The organism is Pseudomonas sp. NPDC087342 (genome assembly GCF_044744265.1).
Taxonomy (GTDB): domain Bacteria; phylum Pseudomonadota; class Gammaproteobacteria; order Pseudomonadales; family Pseudomonadaceae; genus Aquipseudomonas; species Aquipseudomonas nunensis.
In genome coordinates, this window is sequence record NZ_JBIUXZ010000001.1 from 1,344,291 (window position 1) to 1,370,770 (window position 26,480).

Sequence of the window (26,480 nt, forward strand, 5' to 3'; positions counted from 1 at the left end):
ACTATGAAAATCATCAATTGCCCGCTAAACGGGCCGCGCAATATCAGCGAGTTCACTTATGGCGGCGAATTCAAGCCGATGCCTGATCCGGTCAGTTGCAGCGATGCCGAATGGGCCGATTACGTGTTCAACACCGACAACCTCGCCGGCGTGGTGCGCGAATGGTGGATGCACACGCCCTCCAGCTACTGGTTTCTGGCGGAGCGTCACACCGTCACCGATGAAATCCTGCGGACCTTCGATCCCAAAGAACTGTTCACCGCCCGTGTGGAATTCAACGCCGCTGCCAAGGAGATCGCAGGATGAATCGCCTCCCCGCCCCCATGGGTTTGCTGATCGACCGTGATCAGCCGCTCGATTTCAGCTTCGACGGCCAGCGCTACCAAGGCTTGCAGGGCGACAGCATCGCCAGCGCCTTGCTGGCTAACGGGCGTTTCCTGATCTCCCGTTCGTTCAAATACCATCGCCCGCGTGGCCCTCTGACGATGGCCGGCCAGGACGCCAATAGCCTGGTGCAATTGCCCGAAGAACCCAACGTGCTGGCCGATGCCCATACCTTGTCTGCCGGGTTGCAGGTGACCGCGCAGAATGTAAACGGCTCACTGGACAATGACCGCGACGCCTACCTGGGCAAATTCTCCAAATTCATGCCGGTGGGCTTCTACTACCGTTCGTTCTACAAGCCCAAAGGCATGTGGAAAGTCTGGGAGCCGATCATTCGCAGGAAGGCCGGCCTCGGCGTGCTCGACCTGAAATTCCAGCCCGAGTACTACGACAAGGCCTACTTGTTCACCGACGTCGCGGTAATCGGCGCGGGCCCCGCCGGGCTCCATGCGGCGCTGATGGCAGCCAACGCAGGGGCCAGGGTGTTGCTCATCGAGCAACAACCCGTTCTGGGTGGTTCGCTAACCTATGCCCGCTTCGATATCGAAGGCGACAGGGCTGAAACCCTGCGCCGAACACTGCTCGCGGCGGTAGAGCAACACGCCAATATCCAGATCCTGACCGAAGCCACTTGCAACGCCTGGTTCACCGACAACTACCTGCCGGTGATTCAGGGTAAACGCATGTACAAGGTCCGCGCCCGCCAGTGCCTGGTGTGCAGCGGCTCCTTCGATCAGCCGGTGATCTTTCGCAACAACGACCTGCCGGGTGTGATGCTAACCAGCGCCGCGCAACGGCTGATGAAGCTGTACGCGGTCAAACCCGGTAAACGCGCCGTGGTGCTGACGGGCAACGATGACGGTTACCTCGCCGCGCTGGATCTGCACGACCAGGGCGTGGAGGTTGTCGCTGTGGTGGACCTGCGCCATGGTCCTTCGGACGAATCCCTGCTGCGCGCACTGGCGCAACGCAAGATCTGCTGCCAGGGCAATAGCACTGTCTATGAAGCCCTGCACGAGAAAGGCATGCGCCATATCAACGGCGTCGACGTGCGCAAGATCACCGCACAAGGCCAGGTCGCCGAGAGCGGACAACGCCTGGAGTGCGATTTACTGTGCATGTCCGCCGGCTACATGCCGGTCTATCAACTGCTTTGCCAGGCTGGCGGCAAACTGGCCTACGACGATCAGCGTGCCGAGTTCACGCTCAGCGGCCTGCCAAGGAATCTGAATGTCGCCGGCTCGGTCAACGGTCGTCACCAGCTCGATAACGTGATTGCCGATGGCGTGAATGCCGGTGCCGAAGCCGCCCTCGCGTTGGGCCTGACAGTAGGCACGCAACGCGAGCCATTGAGCGGCGAGGCGCAGGTCAACTTTAATTGGCCAATCTTCCCGCACCCCAAAGGCAAGGACTTCGTCGACTTCGACGAGGATCTGCAAGTGGCCGACATCGTCAACGCCACCCGGATCGGCTATCGCGACGTACAACTGGTCAAGCGCTACTCCACCGTCGGCATGGGACCGTCTCAGGGTCGTCACTCGGCGTTGCCGACCGCGCGGTTGGTGGCCTGGGCCACCCAACGCAATATCAGTGAAACCGGCGTGACCACGGCCCGACCGCCGTTTGTTGCGGAAAAGCTAGCGCATGTCGCCGGTCGCGCGTTCGACCCGTACCGACAAACGCCGATGCACGCTCGTCACCTACAAGCTGGCGCGAAGATGATGCCTGCAGGCATCTGGCAACGCCCGGCCTACTACGGCAACGCGAAGGATCGCGAGGCGTGCATGCAGGCCGAAGCCCTGCACGTGCGCAACAAGGTCGGCATCATCGATGTCTCGACCCTCGGCGGCCTGGATGTGCGCGGCCCGGACGCGGCCGAACTGCTCAATCGGATGTACACGTTCGCCTTTCTCAAACAGCCGATCGGTCGCTCCCGTTACGCGCTGATGACCAATGAGCACGGCGTGGTAATCGACGACGGCGTCTGTGCGCGGTTTGCCGAAAACCATTTCTATGTCACTGCCACCACCAGCGGTGTCGACCGGATCTATCAGCAAATGCTTAAGTGGAACGCGCAATGGCGCCTGGACGTGGACGTCGCCAACGTCACCGCGGCCATTTGCGCGGTGAACCTTGCCGGGCCGGACTCGCGCAAGGTGTTGGAACAGGTCTGCACCGACCTCGACCTGAGCGCCGAAGGGTTTCCTTATCTGGGCGTGCGTCAGGGCACGGTCGCGGGGATCAAAGCGCGCTTGTTGCGAGTCGGATTCGTAGGCGAACTGGGGTATGAAATCCACGTTCCTGCACGCCACGGTCTCAAGCTTTGGGATGCGCTGATAGAAGCCGGCAAGGCCTATGACATCCGCCCCTTCGGCGTCGAAACGCAGCGCCTGCTGCGCCTTGAAAAAGGCCACGTGATCATCAGCCAGGACACCGACGGCATGACTCACCCGGCGGAAATCGACATGGGCTGGGCGGTCAACCGCACCAAGCCGTTCTTCGTCGGCCGCCGCTCGGTAGACATCCTCGAAGCCCAGCCACTGAAACGCAAACTGGTGGGTTTCAACCTGCCCAAAGGCAGCCTGCAACCGTTGGAAGGCCATCTGGTGCTTAACGGCCCGGACATCAGCGGCAACGTCACCTCCTGCGAGTATTCCGCCTCCCTGGGCAAGATCATCGGCCTGGCCTACGCCGGCATCGACCAGAGCACGCCTGGGCATCGGATTCCGATCCGCGTCGAAGGCGGCATCGTGGTCCAGGCCGAGGTGGTGCAGTTGCCCTTCTTCGATCCCGACAACCAACGCCAGGAGCTTTGAGTCATGAGCAGTCTGAGAGAACAACACAGCATCGCCCGGCAAGCCCTGGCACCGTTGCTGGGGTGCCGCCTGGCGGACCTGACCGACCTGCCACGGGTCGGATTCCGCGGCGCCCACAGTGCCGAGTACCTGCGCAGCCGCGGCTTCGTCCTGCCGGATGCGCCCAACCGTGCGGTGATTCAAGCCGATGGCAGTCAGGTAGCGCGGCTGTCGCAGACCGAATACCTGCTGCTGGGCAGTCCCGAGGATCAGGGCCAACGAATGGCGGATGAAGAGGCCCGCTGGGAACTTGATCGTCAAGCCAACTATCTGCTGCCTCGTCAGGATAGCCATGCCTGTTTTCAGCTGACGGGGGATCATCTGAGCGAAGTATTGGCCAAGCTCTGCGGGGTTGATCTGAGCCCGCAGGCGTTCGGCCCCGGAGCCGTGGCCCAGACGTCGGCGGCACGCATCAACGTGATCGTCATCAATTCAGGTACCGTGCAGCAGGCGAGCCTGCACATCCTTTGTGACCGGGCGTCGCAGGAATATTTTCGGGGGGCCTTGGAGGATGCAATGCAGGAGTTTTCAGGTCTGACTACGGCTTTGGTAACGCGCTGACTCTGCGGCCCTACTGGTCATGCATGCTGAGACGACATTCCAGTCTAAGCATGCATGGGCAGGTGCCGACAGTGATGACAATGCCGCTTGTAAATCTCACGCACAAAAAAACGCCACTCATTGAGTGGCGTTTTTTGTGAATCCTGGAACGGGAAACGAAACTCGCATCTGATGTCCGCCCCATTGAAATCCAGAATTTTTTAGTCTCAGAACACAAGGTCCGCTCGACGCGGTTGATCGTTACAGAGAATGGCATACCAATGACGGTGGCGATGTTGCGAAGAAGGTTTGATTTGGCCAGGGAAGCGGCCGGTGTTGCGAAGTCTGCATTTCAGACGCGGGATTTACGCGCCAAGGCAGGCACGGATAAAGCCGACTCGAGTGGTGACGTCATGCAGGCGAGAGATCAACTTGGGCATACGACCGTGGTTATGACTGAGCAATACATCCGGAATCGCCTGGGCAAGAAAGTCACTTCAACCAAGTGAATTACGGACCAACTCCAAACAAGCGGACCGGAAACAAACAAGGGTTTGCATCAGCTTTCGCCCGCAAACCCTTGATTTTAGATGGTGCCCGAAGCCGGAATCGAACCGGCACGCCCTTACGAGCGGGGGATTTTAAGTCCCATGCGTCTACCAGTTTCGCCATTCGGGCGGTAGCGCGGTGAAGCAATCTGAGGCTGCCGGATAAACATCTGGCAGTTCTGACGCTTGTGCAACAGAGGTGGAAATATATACATCCCTCCCCCGTGAAGCAAGTTCGCATATGTCCTTTTCAAGACTAAATCTTGCAGGACAGCGAAAATAAAAAAGCTCCGTAGATCAAGGATCTACGGAGCTCGTTTAAAGTGGAGGCCGAGGTCGGAATCGAACCGGCGTAGGTGGATTTGCAATCCACTGCATAACCATTTTGCTACTCGGCCTCAAACATCTGATGTCAGTAGCACGACACCAAATGCATACAAACGCTGAGCTTCGAGAGTTGACTGAATCATTCTCTAACTCTTTGAAAACATTGAGCTTTTTAAGCCGTCAGTGCTTTCGATGGCGTGAATTATGTACTGATTTCCCGAGGCTGGCAACCCCTTGATTTCAAAAAAATTTCTTCCGGGTTGAACAGACCGCGTTCGCCCCCGGCCCCGTTTGTTCTCTCAGAATTTCCCACCCAACGGATACTCCACGGCCAGCCGAATCTGGTTGGCATCCAGCTCAGCCTGCGCCGCGTTGCCGCGATGCACGGCGTGGCGCAAGGTGAACGCGAGGTTTTTCGCCGCGCCGGATTGCACCACGTATTTTGCCTGTAGATCCCGCTCCCAGTGTTTGCCGCCCTGGCCGTAACCCAGCCATTTGTAACCACCGCTCGGGTCCATGTGGCTGCCGTCGATGCCGCTGCCACGCACATAGAGTGCGCCGAAGGTCAGGCCGGGGATGCCGTAGCCCGCCAGGTTCAGGTCGTAGCGCGCTTGCCAGGATGCCTCCTGCGGGGCGTTGAAGTCGGACAGGGCTACGGCGTTGCTCAGGTAGATCGCGCCGCGTGTGACGTAGTCGTAGGGCGTGTCGCCATCGACTTTCTGATAACCCAGGCCAAAGCTGTGGGAACCGGCCTTATACGTCGTGAGAAAACTCCACGTGGTGTTGTCGATCCGGCCGGACAAGGCTTTACCCGTGTCTTGGGTGCGATACAGATTGAGGTCGAAAGTCAGGTCCTGACCGTCCGCTATCGGCTGGGTGTAGACCGCGCCCAAGTAATGCTGGCGCCAAGTGTCGGCGTACACCGCACTGAACAGGCTGGCATTCAGTCCTTTGAGCGCGGTGTTGCGCACGCCCACCAGATCGAAGCTGTCGCCCTGTTTACCGTTGGAGTAGTTGACGACAAATCCCTGGTCGTGACTGGTGGCGTTGCGGTCGGTGCTTTCGTTGAAGTGTCCGCCGTAGAGCGTGGTGGCCGGCAGTTCGCGGCTGGTCAGCAGCCAGCCGGTGGCGGTTTCCGGTAGCAGGCGACTGTCGGATGAGCCGAACACTGGGGTTTTCACCCGTTGTTCGCCGTAACGCAGTTCGGTTGAAGAGAAACGCACTTTCGCTACGGCGCCACCGCGGCTGTATTCATCCTTGGGATGACCGTCATTGTCCACGCCAAGCAACCGCGCCTTGCCGGCCCGCCCGCCTCCGCTGTCCAGTTCCCAACCGGAATAGGCGTGGGCATCGAAGCCAAAGCCTACGGTGCCGCGTGTATAACCTGAGGTGAAATCGGCCATCAGGCCGTAGGCCCATTCTTCGGCGAGGTCGCTACGCTGGGCGCGCGGCTTGTAGGCATTGCGTGCGCCGTTGCTCAGGGCACCGTGTTCATAGTCGCGGCGGTCGTAGACGCTACGGTTGAGCAGGCTCCACTGGCTGTCCTCGACAAAGCCTTTTGCGTTGTCTTGCTCTGAAGCCAGGGCGAGCAGCGACTGCCCGCCCAATGCCAATAGCAGGGTGTGTGTCGATAGGGTTTTCACAGGGCAACTCCACGAAATTCGGGGTCTGCAAGGTGTCCCGCCAGACGCGGGACACCCTTGGCCAACTCAGAGGTATTTGAGGATCGCGATGTCGCGACGGCGCTGCTTGAGGCTGGCGAACCAGCGTGTCGGGAAGAACATCAATACGCCGAGGATCGCGCTCCACAGCCACACGGTCGGCAGGTTATCGAAGCCGTAGTACGCGCCCTGATTGGCGCCCCAGATCGCGACGGCCACCAGGTACATGGCCTTGAGCACATAGAGGTGCAGCAAATAGAAGAACATCGGCGCCCCGCCGTAGATCGCCAGCGTCGCGGTGGACCAGCGATCCTGCAGTTTCTCGAACAACGCCAGCAGGAGCAGGCCCAAGCCGAGGGTCGGCATCAGGAACATCAGCGACGGCGGATACTTCTTCGCGCTCATGAAGCTCATGAAGGTGCGCAACGAGTCGCCGGTCTGCACCCATGGCTTCTCGCCATAGACGTTCAGGTAACGGATGAACACGAACGCCACCAGCAGGCCCGCGCCGAGTTTAACCAGGCGGGAAATCCGCTCCGCCGGGTCCATGTCCTTGCCGAACCACGGCCCGATCGCCCAACCCAACAGGATCACACCAATCCACGGCAGCACCGGATAGGTCGTGCGGGCCCGGGTGAATTCGGTGATGTCGATAAACACCTTCTGATGCAGGATCGACCACGGCACATAGAACGGCGACTCCGGCCCGACCACCACGTTATCGAACAGGTTGTGCCCGGCGACGATGGCCAGCCCCAGCACAATCAGCCAGCTGCGTTTGAAGTGCAGCAACCCGGCGAGCACGATCATGCAGATGCCGATGCACCAGATCACTTGCAGCCACAAAGTCTTGGGCGGGAACTCGGCGTTCCAGGCGAAGCAGACGAAGGTGATCTCCAGGAACACCAGGAAGAACCCGCGCTTGAGCAGGAACACCGACGTTTCGCTGGCCGTGTGTTTCTGGCTGTAGAGCCAGGCTGACAGACCGGTGAGGAAGATAAACACCGGGGCGCAGATTTCGCTGAGCATGCGGGTGAAGTACAGGTCCGGCGTGACGCTCAAGGCGTCGATCGGGTCGGTGACCTGACGGTGCAGCAGGAAGGTTTCGCGCACGTGGTCGATCAGCATCAACAACATGACGAAGCCGCGCAGAGCGTCGATCGCCAGCATTCGGGTGTTGGCTTTTACAGCGGGGGTGGCCAGCGCCGGGGAAATACTTCCCGCCTGCCCGGCCAATCCTGAAGATTGGGACATAGTGGTGACTCCTTTGGGGGCGATGGATCAGGCCTGTTTCTTCAACCGGGCGACTTCAGAGGCCGGCAGATGCGACGGTGCCCGTGGCAACGACGGCTTACCCTCGGCCCGATAGAACGACAGCGTGGAGCTGAAGCTCTTCAGGTCGTATGGCTCGGTCTTGCCTTGGGGGCTGACGCGTTCACCGGGCGTGTGGTCCTTGTATTCGACGGCCACCACATACGTGCCCTGCCAGGGCAACTCGAAGCTGACCTTGCCCGCCGCATCGGTGCGCTGGGTGAAGACCTCGCCAGAGCCGGTTTCCAATATAACGTCCTGATCCGCCAGCGGTTTTTGCGAATAGTACACTTGGAACTGCGCCTTGTTTGCGTCAGCGATGCCGGTGGGCACGATGTCCAGGGTCAGCTCCGGGGTTCGCGCACGTAAATCGCCGACCCAGCGGGTTGCCGGCGTCCAGTGGGTTTTCAGCGTCTTGTCGGCTTCGTGCAGGTCGAAGATCGGATAATGCGGATCTTGGGCCAGAAGTGAGTCATCGCGCTTGGCCTGATGCGCCACCGCAAACGCCTGACGTTGCAAGGTCAGATTCAATGGTTTCGAATTGTTGCTGATCGACCATCCCTTGAGTTGCTGGAACCGGTCCATCCCGCCCGGCGTCACCTCCAGCATGTTCTTGTCGTATTCCCCGTAGTACAGCGCCAACGGTTGCCCGGGTGGCTGTTCGTACCAGATCTGATGCGCCTCACTGCTGCCAGCCAGCAGCAAGACGCCGTAACCCAACAGTGCTTTTGCGTTGCTCATTCGCATTTTTTTGGCTCCGATTGGTGTTATTCCGCGATTCGTGCCGACGCTTCATCCTCCCGAAATCAGCGACATCACAAACCGCGCCCCTCTCTCTGAACGCATTACAGCGCGAAGACTTTTGCGCGTTGTTCTGTAATCAGTGCCTGTGGAGTCATCGGAGACTGTTTTTACGGCGGGAAACGGTGGTTTATGCGGCTTGCGCCAGGATGAGGCGGCTTCTGCGATTCAATCGAGGCAATGTCCAAACGCAGTGCATTGCGCACCACGAAATAACTGTGGGAGCGAGCTTGCTCGCGATGGCGGTGAGTCAGTCGACATTTTTATCAACTGACACGGCCTCATCGCGAGCAAGCTCGCTCCCACAGGGACTTGTATTGGTATTGAAATCGAGTCAGTCAGTGCCGCAACAACTTACGCAACGGCACGCCATCCTTCAGCACAGGCGACTTGATGACGATGTAGCTGAAGTACTTGGAGATGCCGATGTTCTTGTCCAGCAGGCTTTCGATGACTTCCTGATAGTGCTGAATACTGCGGGTCATGAAGCGCACCAGGTAATCGTAGCCACCGCTGATCAAATGGCATTCGAGCACTTCGTCCACCAGGCGAATGTTGGATTCGAACTTGGCGAAGTCTTCGCGCTTGTGGTCACTGAGGGTGATTTCGGTGAAGACCGTCACCGATTCGGTGATTTTCGCCAGGTTCAGGTGCGCCTTGTAGCTGGAGATATACCCGGCCGATTCCAGCCGTTTGACCCGTTGCAGGCAGGGGCTGGCCGATAAACCCACGGCATCGGCGAGGCTGACGTTGGTCATGCGCCCATCCTTTTGCAGCTCGACCAGGATGCTGATGTCGATTCGGTCCAGTTTTACTAAACCTTCCATTGCGTACCTCTTGACTGCCGTTTGTAAGACAATCTTCTAGCAAAATCAGCGCCGTAAAGACAGCTGATGCTGCGCCACCAGATCCGCCATGCTGTTGATGCAGTAATCCGCCGCACACGGCGTCGGGTGTTTGACCCGGCCGCGACAGATCAGGCACACGTCGCTGATCGCCTGCCGACCGGCGGAAGGCCGGGTCACTTGCAGGATCTCGCCGGGCTTGAACGCGTTGGCCTCCAGCCATTGCGCGTCCTGCAACGGGTCGCTGGCCAGCGAGATAAAGTCATCGGGCATGATCCCCAACCGCTCACAGAGCAGCCCGCGATCCTCGGCATCTCGATCACCCTGCACCAGCAGGCGGTAGAACTTGCGCAGGTACAGCATCGCCCCCGGTGCGTCCTCGAACAGCGACCAGCCGGCCACCGAACGGGCGAAGCTCATGCCCTCCTCCCAACTGGCTTTCAGGCCCCAGCGCTCGGCCAGTTGGCGATGGGCGAAACACAGCAGTCCACTGAAGCCTAGCTCACTGAAGCGCGGATACAGTGCGCGCACCACCTCGCTGTATTCGGCCAGCACCTGTTCCTTGTCCGGGTGCCCGCCCCGGCTGTCGAGCAGCGGTTGCAACGCCGCCCAGACCCCCGAGTCGCGATCAACCAGGACTTCATCGCAATCGATGAGCAGCGCGCGGTATTCAGTCAGCCCCATGGTGTGCCAAGCCTCCGATGATGCATTCCATCAATCCATGCTCCATAAACGCTCACGGGCGCGGCCTTTCAGCCGCGCCCCACGTCTTCAGGAGCTCAGTTCAAGACGCGTGCCAAAGCGCCTTCGAGAATTTGCAGCGCTTCATCGACCTGGGCTTCGGTCGCCACCAGTGGCGCGAGGAACCGCAGGACGTTGCGGTACACGCCGCATTTGATCACCAGCAAACCGCCCTTGCGCGCTTCATCGATCACGCGCTGGTTTAGATCAGCATCCGGCGTGCGAGCCTCATCTGGTTTGATCAGCTCAATCGCCAGCATGAACCCGGCGCCGCGCACGTCACCGATTTGCGGGTGACTGCTCTGTAATTTCAGCAGGCCCTGACGCAGACGCTCGCCCAACGCTTCACCGCGAGCCAGCAGCTGTTCTTCCTCAAAGGCATCGATCACCGCCAGTGCCGCCGCGCACGACAGCGCGTTGCCGCCGTAGGTGCCACCGAGGCCACCGGGCAGCGGCGCATCCATGATCGCGGCTTTGCCGACCACACCCGACAGCGGCAAGCCACCGGCCAGGCTCTTTGCGACGGTCACCAAGTCCGGCTGGATGCCGGCGTGCTGGAAGCCGAACCATTTGCCGGTGCGGCCGAAACCGGTCTGGATTTCATCGAGGATCAGCACGATGCCGTGCTTCTCAGTCAGCGCACGCAGGCCTTTAAGGAACTCTACCGGCGCCGAGAGGAAACCACCGTCGCCCTGTACTGGTTCAATGATGATCGCGGCGACCCGTTCCGGCGCCACTTGGGTGGCGAGCAATTCGTCCAGTGCCTTGAGCGCCATGTCACTGGTGACGCCGCGATAGGCATTCGGATACGGCGTATGGAACACCTCCGGCGCGAACGGCCCGAAGTTCTGTTTGTACGGTTGGCTCATGCCGGTCAGCGTGGTGCCGAGCAAGGTGCGACCGTGGAAACCGCCGCGAAACGCGATCACCGCCGAGCGATTGGTATGCGCGCGAGCGATCTTCACCGCGTTTTCCACGGCCTCGGCACCGGAGGTGAAGAACGCTGCTTTACAGGCTTCTTTACCGCCGATCATTTCGCACAGGCGCTGGGCCAGGTCCAGATAAGGCTTGTAGGCGACCACCTGGAAACAGGCGTGGGAGACTTTTTGCAGTTGCGCTTGCACCGCCGCGACGACTTTCGGGTGGTTGTGGCCGATGTTCAGCACGCCGATGCCGCCGACAAAATCCAGGTAGCGCTTGCCGTCCACATCCCACAACTCGGCACCTTGGGCGCGATCGATCACCAACGGGTGAGCGGTGACCAGGCCACGCGGCACGAATTGATCGCGCTGACGGAGCAAATGAGGGGTTTCGTCGACTTTGCTATTCATGGCATTTCCCATCGTGAGTCCGGCAACCGGGAGGTGGTTGCGATGCTGTTCAGATTAAGGCCTGGGCGAAACGAACTACGCCGAACTTGCCCCCTGAGAAATTCGGATCGACTGTTTTCACCCTGCCAAACGGCAGATTCCTTCAGCCCGCCGAATCTGCCGCAGCCTGGGCGATACAACGTGGTCGGAGCCGTTTAACCCGGCGCTTTCGACAGATCCTGCGCTGGCATTGCGCGATGATGAGAGCACCTTCATCCATTCAGGAATTGCCCATGGCCCTGCTTTATAAAGCTGACCCCGTGCGCGGCGAACAGTGGCAAGCGCTGTTCGCCGAACACGCCCCGGACATCGAATGGCGCGCCTGGCCGGAGATTGGCGACCCGTCGCAGATTGAATACCTGGCGGCGTGGCAGGCGCCCGACGATCTGGAAGCTTTGTTGCCGAACCTGAAAGTGCTGTTCGCGCTGTCTGCCGGGGTCGATCAACTGGACCTCGGCCGTATTCCGGAGAGCTTGCCGGTGGTGCGGTTGCTCGATCCGGGCATCACCCGTGGCATGTGCGAATACGCGAGTTTTGCCGTGCTGAGCCTGCACCGGGACATGCTGCGTTATCGGCAGCAACAGATGGCGCGGTGTTGGCAGGCGCACATGTTGCAACCGGCGAGCAAACGTCGGGTGGGTGTGATGGGGCTGGGGGCGCAGGCGCAACAGATTCTGGCGACGTTGCAACCGTTGGGGTTTGCGTTGAAGGGGTGGGCGCGCAGTGCGCATCAGGTGGCAGGCGTGGATTGTTATGCCGGTCGCGAGCAATTGCCGGCGTTTCTCAGCCAGTGCGATATTTTGTTGTGTGTGTTGCCGCTGACGGAACAGACACAGGGGATTCTGGATCGTGATTTGTTCCGGCAACTGCCCCATGGCGCGGCGTTGATCAATATGGGCCGTGGTGGGCATTTGGTGGAGGATGATCTGCTGGAGGCGCTGGACAGCGGGCGACTCAGCGGCGCGGTGCTGGATGTGCTGCAGCAGGAACCGGCGCCGGCGGATCATCCGTTCTGGGCGCATCCGCAGATTCTGCTGACACCGCATATTGCCGCGATGACCCAGCCGGAGAGTGCGTTTGGGGTGTTGTTGGAGAATATCCGGCGACATCAAAAAGGCCAGCCGATGCTGGGCCAGATCGACCGCAGCCAGGGTTACTGACCACACCCCGAACACCTGTAGGAGCGAGGCTTGCCCGCGAAGACAATGTGTCAGTCGCCATCAATATTGACTGGCATGACGCCTTCGCGGGCAAGCCTCGCTCCTACAGGGTATGGGTGATGGCAAAAATCTACTTCGCGGCGCAAATCCCTTGTAGGAACTGAGCTTGCTCGCGAAAGCGGTGTGTCAGTCGACATGAATATTGACTGTTACGACGCCTTCGCGGGCAAGCCTCGCTCCTACAGGGGATGGGTGATGGCAAAAATCTACTTAGCGGCGCAGATCCCTTGTAGGAGCTGAGCTTGCTCGCGAAAGCGGTGTGTCAGTCGCCATCAATATTGACTGGTACGACGCCTTCGCGGGCAAGCCTCGCTCCTACAGGGGGGCGGGCGAGAGGTTAGAGAATGTCGGCGATGGCTTTGCCAACATCCTGCGTCGAGCCCTTCCCGCCCAGATCCGGGGTGATCGGGCCGTCCGCAATCACCCGTTCGATCGCCTGCAAAATCCCGTCATGCGCCGCGCGATAGCGCTCATCGCCATTCCCAAGAAAGTCCAGCATCAACGCCCCAGACCAGATCATCGCAATCGGATTCGCAATGTTCTGCCCATAGATATCCGGCGCCGAACCATGCACCGGCTCGAACAACGACGGAAACCGCCGCTCCGGATCAAGATTCGCCGACGGCGCAATCCCGATGGTCCCGGCACACGCCGGCCCCAAATCCGAAAGAATGTCGCCAAACAGATTCGACGCCACCACCACATCAAACCGATCCGGTTGCAGCACAAACCGCGCGCACAGAATGTCGATGTGCTGCTTGTCCCAGGTGATCTCCGGGTACTTCGCCGCCATCAACGCGGTGCGTTCGTCCCAGTACGGCATGCTGATGGAAATCCCGTTGGACTTGGTCGCCGCCGTCAGGCGTTTGCGCGGTCGGGTCTGGGCCAGGTCGAAGGCGAATTTTAGAATCCGGTCCACGCCACGCCGGGTGAACACCGATTCTTGCAGCACGAATTCATGCTCGGTGCCTTCGAACATCTTGCCGCCGACCGAGGAATACTCGCCCTCGGTGTTCTCACGGATCACCACGAAATCGATGTCCCCCGGCTTGCGTCCGGCCAACGGACACGGTACGCCGGGGAACAGCCGCACCGGGCGGATGTTCACGTACTGGTCGAAATCCCGGCGAAACTTCAGCAGCGAACCCCACAACGAGATGTGGTCCGGCACTTTGTCCGGCCAACCGACGGCACCGAAGTAGATCGCGTCGAACCCCTTGAGCTGTTCGAACCAGTTATCGGGCATCATCTGCCCGTGCTCCAGGTAGTAATCGCAATGCGCCCAATCCAGCACTTCAATGCTCAAATCGAGCTGCCATTTCTTCGCGGCCTGCTCCAGCACGCGCAACCCTTCCGGCAGCACTTCCTTGCCAATCCCATCGCCGGCAATCGCGGCGATTCTGAATGTCTTGCTCATCAACGTGCCTCCCCCAGTGTCTGTGAATTACAGCCCGCCGATGTGGAAGGCTTTGACTTCAAGGTATTCGTCCAGCCCGTACTTGCTGCCCTCGCGGCCCAGGCCGGATTGCTTGATGCCACCGAACGGCGCGACTTCCATGGAAATGATTCCGGTGTTCAGACCGACCATGCCGAACTCCAGCGCCTCACCGAAACGCCATGAACGGCGCAGATCCTGGGTGAAATAGTAGGCGCCCAGGCCGTAAGGCGTGGCGTTGGCCAGCGCGAGGGCTTCGGCCTCAGAGGTAAACCGCATCAGCGGCGCGACCGGGCCGAAGGTTTCTTCGTTGGCCAACAACATGCCCGCGTGGGTGTCGCCGAGCACCGTGGGTTGCACGAACTGGTTGTCGCCTTCGGGAATACCGCCGCAGAGCAGGGTCGCGCCCTGGCTCAAGGCATCGTCAATGTGCCGGGCGACTTTGCTCACCGCAGCCGGGTTGATCAGCGGGCCGATGGTGACGTTGGCGTCGAGACCGTTGCCGACCTTGAGTTTGCCGACCTCCTCCACCAAGCGCTGGGCGAAACGTTCGTAGATACCGTTCTGCACCAGAATCCGGTTGGCGCAGACGCAGGTTTGCCCGGCGTTGCGAAACTTGCTGAGCATGATCCCGGCGACGGCCTGCTCCAGGTCCGCGTCGTCGAACACAATGAACGGCGCGTTGCCACCCAGCTCCAGGCTCAAGCGTTTGATGTGTTCGGCGCTCTGGCGCATCAGCAAACGGCCCACGGCAGTCGATCCAGTGAAGGAAATCTTGCGCACCGTCGGGTTGCTGGTCAGCTCTTCGCCGATGCCGGCGGGCATGCCGGTCAACACGTTGAAAACCCCGGCGGGGATGCCGACGCGTTCGGCCAACACCGCTAAAGCCAGGGCCGACAGCGGTGTCAGGTCCGAGGGTTTGACGATGATCGGGCAGCCCGCCGCCAATGCCGGTGCGCATTTGCGGGTGATCATCGCGTTGGGGAAATTCCACGGCGTGATGGCGGCGCAGACTCCCACCGGTTGTTTGAGCGTGAGCAATCGGCGGTCGCCGCTGGGGGCCGGCATGGTTTCGCCGTAAACCCGCCGGGCCTCTTCGGCGAACCATTTGACGAAACCGGCGCCGTAGCGGATTTCGCCTTTGGCTTCATTTAGTGGCTTGCCCTGCTCGCAGGTCATGATCAGCGCCAGGTCGTCGAGGTTGTCGACCATGGCCTGAAACCAGCGCTCCAGCAGCGCCGCACGCTCGGCGGCCGGACGTGCGCGCCACGCCGGCCAGGCTTTGTCGGCAGCCTCGATGGCACGCCGGGTTTCCGCACCTTGCATGGCCGGCACACGGGCGAGTAACTGGCCGCTGGCGGGGTCGATGACGTCCAGGGTCGCGGCGTTATCGGCGCCGATCCACTGCCCGTCCACATACGCGAGTTCTGCCAGAAGGCTGGGGTCTTTCAAACGATTCTTGAGCATGGTCGAGTCCTGATCCGAGACATGCTCCAGTCTAGGGAGGTGTGGCGGAGGAGGATGCTGAAAGCGATTTGAGGACAGTGTCGGATGCTGAAATTGGCGGTGGGACGGCAGGCTCTACTGAGGGGGTATAGGGTCTTTCAGGGTAAACACCGAACCCTGTGGGAGCGAGCTTGCTCGCGATAGCGGTGTGTCAGGCGACATAAATATCGACTGAGAGGACGCCATCGCGAGCAAGCTCGCTCCCACATATGATCTTTGTTTGCCATGGGATCTGATTACAGCTTCAGGGAACCGAGCAATCCATCCAGAAACCGCTCCCCGGCCTCCATCTGGCTGATCTCGATAAACTCGTCCGGCTTGTGCGCCTGTTCAATCGAGCCCGGTCCGCAGACCACCACTGGCACATCCAGCCGTTGCTTGAACAACCCACCCTCAGTGCCAAACGAAACCTTGGACGTCCCGGTATCCGGCGCGGCGAAGTTTTTCAGGAAGCGTACGGCTTCGACGCTCGGGTGCGTATCGAGGCCGGGATAGACGTTGAGGGTTTCGATCTCGATCGCTGCCACACTCGACAACAACCGCGCCTCGCGCACGATCAGCTCAGCGCGCTCCTGCATCTGCTCCAGAAACTGATCCAGGTTATCCGCCGGCAAGTTGCGCACTTCGAAGTCCAGGGTGCACAGGTTCGGTACGATATTCAGCGCCCGACCGCCGCCAATCTGCCCGACATGCACGGTGCTGTAAGGCACGTCGTAATCAGCATCCTGAGCGCCCTGCTCCTGCAATTGCTGCTGACTCTGACGCAACGCGGCGATGAAATCGCAAGCCACGTGAATCGCATTGACCGAACGCGGCGCCAGCGACGAGTGCGCCTCCAGGCCCCGGCAATAGGTGCGATACGAACCCTTGCCCTTGTGCCCGAGCACGAATTGCATGTTGGTCGGCTCGCCGATCAGGCACAAAAACGGGCGCACCGGGGTCAGGTGCAGCACGTCAAGCAAGCGCCGCACGCCGACGCAACCGATTTCTTCGTCATGGGACAGCGCCAGTTGCAGCGGCCGGCTCAGCGAATGGTCGGCGGCGTCGAGCATCGCGTCGATGGCCAGGGCAATAAAACCCTTCATGTCGCAACTGCCGCGCCCGTAGATCTTGCCGTCCTGCACCGTTGCCTGGAACGGCGGCACGGTCCAGGCCTGCCCCGCCGCCGGCACCACGTCGGTGTGGCCGGACAACAGAATCCCCGGCAGGTTTTTCGGCCCGGTGCTGGCGAACAGGTTGGCCTTCTTGCCGGTCTCGTCCTTGACGATCAGCGACTCGATGCCCTTGCTCAGCAGCAGATCGCCCACGTAGTCAATCAGGGCCATGTTCGACTCCGAAGACACGGTGTCGAAGGCCATCAGGCGTTTCAGAATATCCAGTACACGGGGTTTCATGAGGCCTTGCTCCGTTGCTCGGCTAAAGGGGCGAACCGGCGAATGGAGAACGGCTCAATCGAAGTGCTGGTGCTGCCGGTGCTGATCAGTTCGGCCATCACGTCGCCGACACCGGGGCCGAGCTGGAAGCCGTGACCGCAGAAGCCAAACGCGTAGAACAAACCGTCGGTGGTGCCACTCGGGCCCATGATCGGCAAGGAGTCTGGCAGATAACCTTCGATGCCGCTCCAGACACGGATGATGTTGAGATTGCCAACGCCCGGCAGCAGACGACGCATTTGATCCATCTGGTTGAGGATGCTGCGCGGCTCGACGTAGGCCCGGCGATTGAGCATGTCGGGTTTGCTGCGATAACCGCCGCCGATCACGATGTTGCCGCGCGGGATCTGCCGGAAGTAGATCACTTCTTCTGGAATCTTGGTGTACACGCCGATCACCGTCGGCAAGGCGTAGGGCACCGGTTCAGTCACGGCCATTTGCGGGCCGTGGGTGTCCAGTGGCACCGGTTCGCCGAACTGATCCGAAAGCTTTTGTCCCCACGCACCGGCCGTGATCAGCAGTTGTGCGGCGCTGAACTGACGGCCGTCGGTGGTGGTAACGCTGAACTCGCCGCCGACTTTCTGCACCTCGGCGACTTCGGTCTGCTCTTCGATCTGTGCGCCGAGTCGGCGTGCTGCACGGGCAAACGCCGGGGCCGCGAGGCGCGGGTTGGCGTGACCATCGTGAGGTGCGTAGGAGCCGCCCTTCACGTCTGTCCCGAGAAATGGAAAGCGCTGATGCAACTCGGCACCGCGATAAATCTTCAGGTCCAGTTGCGCAGCTTCAGGCGCAGCGGCATACGCCTCCAGCTCGGCAATTTCATCTTCGCGATAACACACGCGCATGTGCCCGCTGGCGATGAATTCCAGGTCATCGTCGATCAGCTCCGGCAAGCGTTTCCACAGTGCCCAGGAGCGGTTGGCCAATTCCAATTGCCCGAGGTAGCGTCCCTGGCGCCGCACGTTGCCGAAGTTCACACCGCTGGCGTACTGACCGATCTGGTCGCGCTCCAGCAGGATCACCGACTGGCCGCGTTTGCGCAGGAAAAACGCCGCCGCCGAGCCCATCAGGCCGCCGCCGACAATCAACACATCGGCTTTCTGTACGGTCATGGAGACACCTCCTCGGTGAGCATCGAAAGCGGTTTGACCGGCGCTTGGCCGCGTTGGCGACCCACCTGCTGCACGCTGACGCCCGCCGCTGCGGCGATCACTTCCGCACCCGCCTGCGAACAATAACGGCCTTGGCAACGGCCCATGCCGACCCGGCTGAAAGCCTTGGCCCGATTGACTTCGCAGGCGCCCTTCTCGCTGACGGTACGGCGCAGTTCACCGGCGCTGATCATCTCGCAGCGGCACACGATGGCGCTGTCGGGCAAGGCTTTGGCTTGCTCGGCAGGCCAGGGAAACGCCTGGGCCAGGCCGAGGCGGAACTGGTCCATCACCGCCAGCGCTTGGCGTTGTTCGTCGCGTAATCCGGCGTTTACCGGTTGCTGCTGGTCTTCCAGTAATGCCATGGCCACCAGGCGTCCAGCGTGTTCAGCGGCATCCGCGCCGCGAATCTTCGAACCATCGCCAGCCGCATACACGCCGCTCACCGAAGTCCGGCCTTCATCATCCACGGCCAGCCACCATTGACCAGATGCCTCGTCGAATCGCATGCGGCAACCCGCCAGGTCCGCCAATTGGGTTTCCGGGCGCAAGTGATAACCCAGCGCCACGGCATCGCACTCGATGCTCAAGTCCTCGCCACGCGCCGTCAGCACTCGCACGCCACTGACACCGCTGGCCGCATCGCCCCGTACTTGCAAAGGTTTGATCCCCAAATGCACCGGGATCTTCGCCTGATACAGCTGCGCCAACAATTTCATCCCGGTGAACAGTAATCCGGGCCGCGCCAGCAATTTGGGCAAGGCACCAATGCGCTTGCTGAACGGCGAGGTGTCGAGCACCGCCGCGACCTTCGCGCCCGCCTTCACGTATTGGCTGGCAACCAGGTACAACAACGGCCCGCTGCCCATGAACACCACGCTGTGGCCAATGGAAACTGCCTGGGACTTGAGCGCAATCTGCGCCCCGCCGAGGCTGTAGGTGCCCGCCAGTTGCCAGCCTTCAATCGGCATCAAGCGGTCAGTGGCGCCGGTGCAGAGGATTAGCGCGTCGTAATCCACCGTCGAGTGTTTGCCCTGGCTGACGCAGCACAATTGCCCCGCTGTCAGGTTCCACACCAAGGTATCGGGGCGGTAATCGATAGCGCCACGCAGACGATCAAAACTGTCGTGCAGGTCGCGAGCCTTCCGCGCCTCGGTGCCGTACAGCGTCGCGTAATTACGGGTAAACCCTTCAGGCTGACGACGATAGATCTGCCCGCCATCCCGGCGATTTTCATCGATCAGGATCGGTTTGAACCCCGCCGCCACCAGGGTTTCGGCACAGCGAATACCGGCCGGCCCAGCGCCGACAATGACTATCCGTGCAGTGGCCATGTCGCCTCCGGTTGTGTGGTGACGATGTCCAGCCCTTCGCGGACTTCATTCGAACAGGCGCGCAGACGCTCGCCGCCGCGGGTCCAGACCCAACAATCCTGGCAAGCGCCCATCAGGCAGAAACCGGCGCGCCGGCCGGAATCGAACTCCGACTGGCGCAACGCATTGCCCTGGGTCAGCAACGCGACCATCAGGGTATCGCCCTGCAAGGCCTCGATGGCAGTGCCGTCCACTTGCAGCTTGACGGTCGGCCGGCCCTGCTCGGCCAGCCTCACAAAACGTCCCTTCATGCGTAGGCTCCGTGGCTCATGGTGATCAGATCCTGCTGGGTTTTCAGCAACTCGGCGCTGTCGTGGTGACAGAGGATTTCACTGCCGCCATCGATGATCCGGCGGTTCGGCGCGGTGCGATTGCACAGGCCATCGACCCGCACCGGGCAGCGACTGAGGAACGTGCACAGCTCCGGCACGTTGGCCCTGGCGCCAATCGGCGGCAGCTCGGCGCAGGTGGTGCCGCAGTTTTCCAGCCAGCCCTGACGCAGCTCCGGCACCGAATGGATCAACAGGTCGGTGTACGGATGGAACGGTGCCTGGGCAAACGACTGACGGGTACCGGCCTGGATTTTGTGGCCGCTGTACATCACCACAATGTCGTCGCACAGCGCGCGCACGGTGGAGATGTCGTGACTGATGAACAGATAGGAAACGCCCAACTCCTGACGCAGGTCGCGCAGCAGTTCGAGAATCGCCGCGCCGACCACCGTATCCAGCGCCGAGGTCACTTCATCGCAGAGGATCAAATCCGGTTTGGCCGCCAAGGCACGGGCCAGGTTGACCCGCTGCTTTTGCCCGCCGGACAGCTCATTCGGCCGCCGTTCCGCCAGGGTCCGAGGCAAACGCACCAAGTCCAGCAGTTCACCGATACGCTCGCGCAACGCGGCGCCCTTGAGGCCGAAATACATCTTCAGCGGCCGGCTCAGAATGGTGCTGACGCTATGCATCGGGTTGAGCGCGGTGTCGGCGTTCTGGAACACCATCTGGATGCGGCGGAACTGTTCGTCGGTGCGCTCGGATAGGCAGCCACCCAAGGGTTGGCCGTCGAAGGTCAAGCCGCCGAGCGCTGGGGTCAGCAAGCCCGCGACCACTCGCGCAAGGGTTGATTTACCGGAACCCGACTCACCGATCACGCCGATGGCCTGGCCTCGGCGCACGGTCAGGTCGATGTCTTCCAGCACGCGAATCGCCGGCATGCCGTGCATGTTCTTGTTGCCGTAACCGGCGGTCAGGCCCTGAATCGTCAGCAACGGCGTGTCTTCCGCCACGCCGCAGGGTGGACGGATCGTGGTATCGGGCCGCGCCGCCGCCAACAGGCTGCGGGTGTATTCGTGGGTTGGGGCTTTGAGCAGTGGCGCGGTGGCGCTCTGTTCGAAGATCTGACCGCCGTTGAGCACGACGATTTGATCGGCCATTTGCGCGACCACAGCCAAATCGTGAGACACGTAGACCGCCGTGGCCCCACGCTCACGGACCACCCGTTTGAAGGCGCGCAGCACATCGATCTGCGTGGTGACGTCGAGGGCGGTGGTCGGCTCGTCGAGCACCACCAGCAATGGATCACTGATCAACGCCATAGCGGCCATCACCCGTTGCAGTTGCCCGCCCGACACCTGATGCGGGTAGCGCTGGCCAATGTGGTCCGGGTCCGGCAGCGCCAGGTCGCGGAACAACTGGATGGCTTTGGCTTCAAGCACTGCACGAGTGCCGAGGCCATGAATCAACGCGCCCTCCACCACTTGGTCGATCAGTTTTTTCGCCGGGTTGAACGCCGCCGCCGCGCTCTGCGCGATGTACGACACCCGGTTACCGCGCAGGCCCTGCAATTCCTTTTCGCTGAGGGCGAGCATGTCGTGCTCGCCGACCTGCACCACGCCGCCGGACAACCGGCAGCCGCGTCGTGCATAACCCAACAGTGCCAAGGCGATGGTGGTCTTGCCGGAGCCGGACTCACCGATCAGCGCCAGCACTTCACCTTTTTCCAGGGCGAAGCTCACGCCTTTGACGATTTCCGTTTCACCGCGCTCGCCACAGGCGACCACGCGCAAGTCTTCGACTCGAATCAATTGGCTCATATCAATGCCCTCCCGTGCGGCGACTACGTCGGGACGACAGTCTGTCGATAAACAGATTCACACCGATGGTCAGGGTGCCGATGGCCAGCGCCGGAATCACGATGGCCGGCGCGCCCTGGTTGAGGCCGCCAATATTTTCCCGCACCAGCGAACCGAGGTCGGCATCCGGCGGTTGCACGCCGAGGCCGAGGAAGCTCATGCCGCTGAGCAGCAACACGATAAAGCCGAAGCGCAGGCCCAGGTCCGTCAACACCGGGTTAAGCATGTTCGGCAGGATTTCCACGCAAGCGATGTACAGCCGGCGCTCGCCACGGGTACGGGCGACTTGCACGTATTCCAGAGCTTCGATGTTCACCGCCATGCTGCGGGCGATGCGAAATGCGCCAGGGGTGAAACTCAGGACGGCGGTACAGATCAGCAAGGTCACAGAGGAGCCGAAGGCCGAGACCATGATCAGCGCCAGCATCTTGCTCGGGATCGAGATAAACGCATCCATCAAGCGGCTGATCACTTCATCCAGCCACTTCGGCGATACCACCGACAACAACGCGCAACTGGTGCCCAGGCCACTGGCCAACACCGCCGCGATCAACGCCAGGCCCACGGTAAAGCGCGCACCAACCAGCACGCGGCTGAGCATGTCGCGGCCCAGGTAATCGGTGCCGAACGGGTACAGCGCACTGATGCTGTCGAAGACATTATCGGAGACCACTTCACCCACCGGGTGCGGCGCCAGCCATGGGCCGAAGAACGCCACCAGCAACCAGATCAGGCACGTTGCAGCGCCAATCAAGCCCAGCCATGCCGGACCTTGAGACACCTTGCCAACCGACGGGTCGGGGGTCGCAGGCGTCGATTTCACAATGAGATTGTTCATTGGTTTCTCAGCCTCGGATTGGACAGAATCGCGCACAGGTCGGCAATCAGCACCAACCCCAGGTACGCGGTACAAAACAGCATGGTGCAAGCCTGGACCAGCGCCATGTCACGGTTGGTCACGGCATCGACCATCAGGCTGGCGATGCCGGGGTAGTTGAAGATCGTCTCGACAATCACCACCCCGCCGAGCAGATACGAGAGGCTCAGGGCGATGGCATTGGCAATCGGCCCGATTGCGTTAGGCAAGGCGTGGCGCAGCACAATGCGCATCGGGCTGACGCCTTTGAGCCGGGCCATTTCTACGTAAGGGCTGTCGAGTTGATCGATCACCGCAGCGCGGGTCATGCGCGCCATTTGCGCGACGATCACGCAGCACAGGGTCATCACCGGCAAGGCGTAGGTGCGCATGAATTGCCACGGTGAGGTGATGTCGCTGGCATACGACAACGCCGACAACCAGCCCAGATTTACCGCGAAAATCAGTACCGCCAGGGTCGCCACCAGAAACTCCGGGACGGCGACCATGGCCAGGGTGAAGAAGCTCAGGAAGCTGTCGATGCGCCCGCCACGCCCCATTGCAGAACCGATGCCGAGGATCAACGCCACCGGCACCGAGACCAGCGCCGTGGCGGCCGCCAGCATCAGGGTGTTGGGCACGCGGCCGGCCATCAATTCGCCGACCGGCATTGCGTTGGACACCGACAGGCCCATGTCGCCGCTGAGCAGGTTCATCAACCAGTGCAGGTAACGCAGCACACCGGGCTGGTCGAGCCCCAGTTTCAGGCGCAGTGCCGCCACCTGTTCCGGCGTGGCGAACTGCCCGAGGGATTGTTGCGCCGCGTCCCCCGGCAGGACCGCCGTGATCGCAAACACGACCATGGACACGATCAACAAAGTCACGATCGCGGCGCCCAGACGCCGGCCGATCAACCACAGTGTGTTGCTATTCATCGCCTACCCTCCTGCACTGTCCCTGACGTACAACCCAACTACCCATCAAGCGTCCAGCCAGACCTGCTCGGCGAACATGTAGCCCATGAAGCCACCCAGCGGATTGCTGCCATAGCCTTTGATGCGCTGGTCGACGCCATCGATGTTGCTGATGAACACCGGCACGCCGATACCGCTGTGGTCATGCACCAGGGTTTGCATGTCCGCGTACATCTTGCTGCGCTTGGCGTCGTCGGTTTCGCCGCGAGCGAGCATCAGCAACTGGTCGAACTGGTCGTTCTGCCAGCCGGACTCGTTCCACGGCGCCTTCGACTGGAAGAACTGCGAAAACATCACGTCGGCGTTCGGCCGTGGGTTGATGTTGCCGAAGCTCAGCGGGTGCTTCATCCAGTGGTTGGACCAGTAGCCGTCGCTCGGCAAGCGGTTGACGTCGAGCTTGAGCCCGGCCTGTTTCGCCGACTGCTGCAACAGCACCGCGATGTCTACCGAACCGGTGGCGGCTGGTGACGCGACCAGCGGCATGCTGATGCTTTCCATGCCAGCTTTCTTCAGCAGAAACTTGGCTTTTTCCGGGTCGTAGACGGTTTGCGGCAGGTCGGCGTTGTAGTAACGCGAACCTGGGGCAATCGGATGGTCGTTACCGACCACGGCAAAACCACGGAACACGGCGGATTTCACCTGTTCGCGGTCCAGCAGGTACTTCATGGCCTGGGTGAATTCAGCGCTTTTGCCGGGCATCTGATCCTGACGGATGATCAAGTCAGTGTAGTTGCCCGACGGCGCATCGACGACCCGGTGCTTGGCGCTGGCCTTGATCCGGGTGGTAGAACGCGGGTTGACCTCGTTGATCATGTGCACGTCGCCGGACAGCAGCGCGTTGACTCGCGACGGCTCGTCGGCAATCGCGATGAACTCGATCTCGTCGAGGTATGGCAGGCCGGGTTTCCAGTAGCCGGTGTTGCGCGCGGCAATCGAACGCACGCCGGGTTTGAATTCCTTGACTTTGAACGGCCCGGTGCCGATGCCCTGGTTGAAGTCAGTAGTGCCTTCAGGAACGATCAGCAGGTGCGACACGGCGAGGATCGACGGCAGTTCGGCGTTCGGTGCACTGAGGCGAATCTGCACTTCGTTGGTGCCGGTGGCCTTGATTTCGGTGAACTGCTCCATCAGTGGCATGACCTTGGAACCGGTCAGCGGGTCCTTGTGTCGCGACAGCGAGAACACCACGTCGGCGGCGCTCAGGGTCTTGCCGTTGTGGAAGGTCACGTCCTTGCGCAGGGTGATGGTCCACAGCGTGGCGTCGGTGTTGTCGATGCGCTCGGCAAGTTCCAGTTGCGGCACCAGGTGCGTGTCGAAGCGGGTCAGGCCGTTGTAGAACATGAAGTGGCGCACGTAGTCGGTGGACAGCGCGCCTTTGGCCGGGTCGAGGGTGTCGGCGGTGGAGCTGGACATGCCGGCTACGCGAATCCGCCCGCCTGGCTTGCCTTTGCCGGGGGTGGCAGCTTCTTCGGCGAACAGTTTGCCGGCGGCACCAAACAGGCTGCCGGCGCCCGCTGCGGCGACACCCGCCACACCGAGCATTTGCAGGGCGTTACGGCGCGACATGCCGCGATTCAGGCCTTCAAATACTCGCAGGCTTTCTTGGCCGGAGATCAGTTGGGAGTCGATCTTTTTGTCAGTCATATCAGTTGTACCTGTCGATAATGAGAAGGCTCGGGTTGTCCGGAGCGTTGAAACGCAAACGACGGTGACGCCACAACATCAACTCAATGCAAATAATCCTGGAAGCGGTAATAGGCGCCCACGAACGGCAAGAACCACGGCTTGCCGAAATGTCCGGGGATCGCCGGCCAGTCGAGTTCGCGCCAGGGGTTGGCCTCGACCTTGCCGGCCATCACTTCGGCCATGACCTGGCCCATGTGCACCGACATCTGCACCCCGTGACCGCTGTAGCCCATGGAGTGATAAACCCCGCCGTGCTGGCCGGCCCGAGGCAAGCGATCGGACGTCATGTCGACCAATCCGCCCCAGCAGTAATCAATTCTCACGTTGGCCAGTTGCGGGAACATCTGCACCATCGCCGCTTGCAGCACCTTGCCGCTCTTGGCGTCGTTGACGCTGTCGGACATCGCAAACCGTGCGCGGCCGCCGAACAGCAAGCGGTTGTCCGGGGTCAGGCGGAAGTAATTGCCGATCATGCGGCTGGTGACATAGGCGCGACGGCCCGGCAGCAGTTGCTCGATCAGCTCTTTTGAAAGCACTTCGGTGGCGATCACAAAACTGCCCACCGGCACGATGCGCCGCCGATACCAGCCCAGACCGCCGTGCTGGCAGGCGCCGGTGGCCAGCAAGACTTGCCCGGCGTGCAGCGAACCCTTGCTGGTGTTGACCTGATAACCGCCGGCCTGGGCTTTCCAGTCCAGCACCGAGGTGCCTTGATGGATCAGCGCGCCGTGGCGAGCCGCCGCTTCAGCCAAACCGACGCCGAAACGCCCGACGTGCATCTGCACGCCGTTACGCTGTAGCAAACCGCCGTGGAACTGCGCCGAATTGACTTCAGCGCGGGTCTGTTCGGCGGACAGCAACTCGACCTCGGCATCGACTTCCTTGCGAATCAGTTCACAGGTCCGCGCCAAGCCTTCGTAATGCATCGGCTTGGCGGCCAACTTGAGCTTGCCGTTGCGGATCAGGTCGCAAGCAATCTGCTCCTGCTCCACCAGCGACACCACGCTTTGCACGGCGCTTTCATAGGCCTGGTAATAAACCCGGGCCTTGTCGGCGCCGAGGCTGGCACTGAGCCCGGCATAATCCTGGGCCACTCCGGTGTTGCATTGGCCACCGTTGCGCCCCGAGGCTTCGCCGATCACCCGCCCGGCTTCGAGCACCACCACACTGGCGCCCTTGAGGGCCAATGCCCGGGCCGCCGCCAGACCGGTGAAACCGCCACCGACGATGGCCACGTCGACCTGTCCCGGCAACGCGCCGAGCTGGGCACCGGTGAAGGCCGGTGCGGTGTCGAGCCAGTAGGATTCACTGCCCATGTCCAACCCCTTATGCGCT

21 protein-coding genes, 2 tRNA genes and 1 pseudogene are annotated in these 26,480 nt (G+C 61.2%); 5 read left to right on the forward strand and 19 right to left on the reverse strand.

Annotated features, from left to right (window positions below; all coding sequences use genetic code 11):
* Nucleotides 1-3 precede the first annotated feature (3 nt).
* The 4 genes and pseudogenes from ACIOYV_RS06070 to ACIOYV_RS06085 form a co-directional block, all read left to right on the forward strand.
* Entirely contained in the window at nt 4-306 is a 303-nt protein-coding gene (locus ACIOYV_RS06070; RefSeq protein ID WP_401321782.1) for a sarcosine oxidase subunit delta, read from the forward strand.
* Nucleotides 303-3,200 (forward strand): 2Fe-2S iron-sulfur cluster-binding protein, encoded by a 2,898-nt coding sequence (locus ACIOYV_RS06075; protein WP_401321785.1) that lies wholly within the window; start codon nt 303-305, stop codon nt 3,198-3,200. The genes ACIOYV_RS06070 and ACIOYV_RS06075 overlap by 4 nt, the downstream gene beginning before the upstream one ends.
* A 3-nt stretch (nt 3,201-3,203) precedes the next feature.
* Nucleotides 3,204-3,800 carry a sarcosine oxidase subunit gamma gene (locus tag ACIOYV_RS06080; protein WP_401321788.1) on the forward strand — a complete coding sequence of 199 codons (597 nt, stop codon included), beginning with the start codon at nt 3,204-3,206 and terminating at the stop codon, nt 3,798-3,800.
* Between the two features lie 212 nt (nt 3,801-4,012).
* Nucleotides 4,013-4,288: pseudogene (locus ACIOYV_RS06085) on the forward strand (tyrosine-type recombinase/integrase); the annotation flags it as partial.
* Nucleotides 4,289-4,370: 82 nt separating this feature from the next.
* Here the strand turns inward: ACIOYV_RS06085 and ACIOYV_RS06090 are convergent.
* The 8 genes from ACIOYV_RS06090 to gabT form a co-directional block, all read right to left on the reverse strand.
* Nucleotides 4,371-4,457: transfer RNA gene (locus ACIOYV_RS06090), tRNA-Leu, on the reverse strand.
* Between the two features lie 194 nt (nt 4,458-4,651).
* Nucleotides 4,652-4,725, reverse strand: a tRNA-Cys gene (locus ACIOYV_RS06095).
* Between the two features lie 228 nt (nt 4,726-4,953).
* Nucleotides 4,954-6,297 carry an OprD family porin gene (locus ACIOYV_RS06100; RefSeq protein ID WP_401321791.1) on the reverse strand — a complete coding sequence of 448 codons (1,344 nt, stop codon included), beginning with the start codon at nt 6,295-6,297 and terminating at the stop codon, nt 4,954-4,956.
* A 66-nt stretch (nt 6,298-6,363) separates the two neighbouring features.
* On the reverse strand, nt 6,364-7,569 hold the full coding sequence (locus tag ACIOYV_RS06105) for a DUF1624 domain-containing protein (RefSeq protein WP_163910346.1): 1,206 nt from the start codon (nt 7,567-7,569) through the stop codon (nt 6,364-6,366).
* A gap of 27 nt (nt 7,570-7,596) precedes the next feature.
* Nucleotides 7,597-8,367: a DUF4198 domain-containing protein gene (locus ACIOYV_RS06110; protein ID WP_401321795.1), complete on the reverse strand. Its 771-nt coding sequence runs from the start codon at nt 8,365-8,367 to the stop codon at nt 7,597-7,599.
* A gap of 398 nt (nt 8,368-8,765) precedes the next feature.
* Complete coding sequence (locus ACIOYV_RS06115) at nt 8,766-9,254, reverse strand: Lrp/AsnC family transcriptional regulator (protein ID WP_027616181.1); 489 nt, start codon at nt 9,252-9,254, stop codon at nt 8,766-8,768.
* A 45-nt stretch (nt 9,255-9,299) separates the two neighbouring features.
* Nucleotides 9,300-9,956 carry a 2-haloalkanoic acid dehalogenase gene (locus ACIOYV_RS06120; RefSeq protein ID WP_401321799.1) on the reverse strand — a complete coding sequence of 219 codons (657 nt, stop codon included), beginning with the start codon at nt 9,954-9,956 and terminating at the stop codon, nt 9,300-9,302.
* A gap of 95 nt (nt 9,957-10,051) precedes the next feature.
* Nucleotides 10,052-11,344, reverse strand: a complete 1,293-nt coding sequence (gene gabT / locus ACIOYV_RS06125) for a 4-aminobutyrate--2-oxoglutarate transaminase (RefSeq protein ID WP_401321802.1) — start codon at nt 11,342-11,344, stop codon at nt 10,052-10,054.
* 272 nt (nt 11,345-11,616) lie between these two features.
* On the opposite strand from gabT, the gene ACIOYV_RS06130 reads away from it, so the two are divergent.
* On the forward strand, nt 11,617-12,543 hold the full coding sequence (locus ACIOYV_RS06130; protein ID WP_401321804.1) for a 2-hydroxyacid dehydrogenase: 927 nt from the start codon (nt 11,617-11,619) through the stop codon (nt 12,541-12,543).
* A gap of 397 nt (nt 12,544-12,940) precedes the next feature.
* Here ACIOYV_RS06130 and ACIOYV_RS06135 read toward each other — a convergent pair whose 3' ends face one another.
* The 11 genes from ACIOYV_RS06135 to ACIOYV_RS06185 all read right to left on the reverse strand — a co-directional run bounded on the left by ACIOYV_RS06135 (nt 12,941) and on the right by ACIOYV_RS06185 (nt 26,461).
* On the reverse strand, nt 12,941-14,020 hold the full coding sequence (locus ACIOYV_RS06135; protein WP_401321807.1) for a tartrate dehydrogenase: 1,080 nt from the start codon (nt 14,018-14,020) through the stop codon (nt 12,941-12,943).
* Between the two features lie 27 nt (nt 14,021-14,047).
* Complete coding sequence (locus ACIOYV_RS06140; protein ID WP_401321810.1) at nt 14,048-15,505, reverse strand: NAD-dependent succinate-semialdehyde dehydrogenase; 1,458 nt, start codon at nt 15,503-15,505, stop codon at nt 14,048-14,050.
* Between the two features lie 275 nt (nt 15,506-15,780).
* Nucleotides 15,781-16,938: an acetylornithine deacetylase gene (argE, locus tag ACIOYV_RS06145; RefSeq protein WP_401321813.1), complete on the reverse strand. Its 1,158-nt coding sequence runs from the start codon at nt 16,936-16,938 to the stop codon at nt 15,781-15,783.
* The gene (locus ACIOYV_RS06150) at nt 16,935-18,089 is read right to left on the reverse strand and encodes an NAD(P)/FAD-dependent oxidoreductase (RefSeq protein ID WP_401321816.1); all 1,155 of its coding nucleotides are present in this window, start codon (nt 18,087-18,089) and stop codon (nt 16,935-16,937) included. Before ACIOYV_RS06150 ends, argE begins: the two co-directional genes overlap by 4 nt.
* A complete protein-coding gene (locus ACIOYV_RS06155) occupies nt 18,086-19,462 on the reverse strand; it encodes an FAD-dependent oxidoreductase (protein ID WP_401321818.1) in 1,377 nt (458 codons plus the stop codon). The genes ACIOYV_RS06150 and ACIOYV_RS06155 overlap by 4 nt, the downstream gene beginning before the upstream one ends.
* Nucleotides 19,444-19,752 (reverse strand): (2Fe-2S)-binding protein, encoded by a 309-nt coding sequence (locus ACIOYV_RS06160; RefSeq protein ID WP_401321821.1) that lies wholly within the window; start codon nt 19,750-19,752, stop codon nt 19,444-19,446. Before ACIOYV_RS06160 ends, ACIOYV_RS06155 begins: the two co-directional genes overlap by 19 nt.
* The gene (locus ACIOYV_RS06165; protein ID WP_401321823.1) at nt 19,749-21,590 is read right to left on the reverse strand and encodes an ABC transporter ATP-binding protein; all 1,842 of its coding nucleotides are present in this window, start codon (nt 21,588-21,590) and stop codon (nt 19,749-19,751) included. Before ACIOYV_RS06165 ends, ACIOYV_RS06160 begins: the two co-directional genes overlap by 4 nt.
* Nucleotide 21,591: 1 nt before the next feature.
* Entirely contained in the window at nt 21,592-22,467 is an 876-nt protein-coding gene (locus ACIOYV_RS06170) for an ABC transporter permease (RefSeq protein ID WP_401321826.1), read from the reverse strand.
* Entirely contained in the window at nt 22,464-23,420 is a 957-nt protein-coding gene (locus ACIOYV_RS06175) for an ABC transporter permease (RefSeq protein ID WP_054050496.1), read from the reverse strand. The genes ACIOYV_RS06170 and ACIOYV_RS06175 overlap by 4 nt, the downstream gene beginning before the upstream one ends.
* Before the next feature lie 45 nt (nt 23,421-23,465).
* Nucleotides 23,466-25,103 carry an ABC transporter substrate-binding protein gene (locus tag ACIOYV_RS06180; protein WP_401321829.1) on the reverse strand — a complete coding sequence of 546 codons (1,638 nt, stop codon included), beginning with the start codon at nt 25,101-25,103 and terminating at the stop codon, nt 23,466-23,468.
* Between the two features lie 83 nt (nt 25,104-25,186).
* The gene (locus ACIOYV_RS06185) at nt 25,187-26,461 is read right to left on the reverse strand and encodes an NAD(P)/FAD-dependent oxidoreductase (protein WP_401321832.1); all 1,275 of its coding nucleotides are present in this window, start codon (nt 26,459-26,461) and stop codon (nt 25,187-25,189) included.
* Between the last annotated feature and the right edge of the window lie 19 nt (nt 26,462-26,480).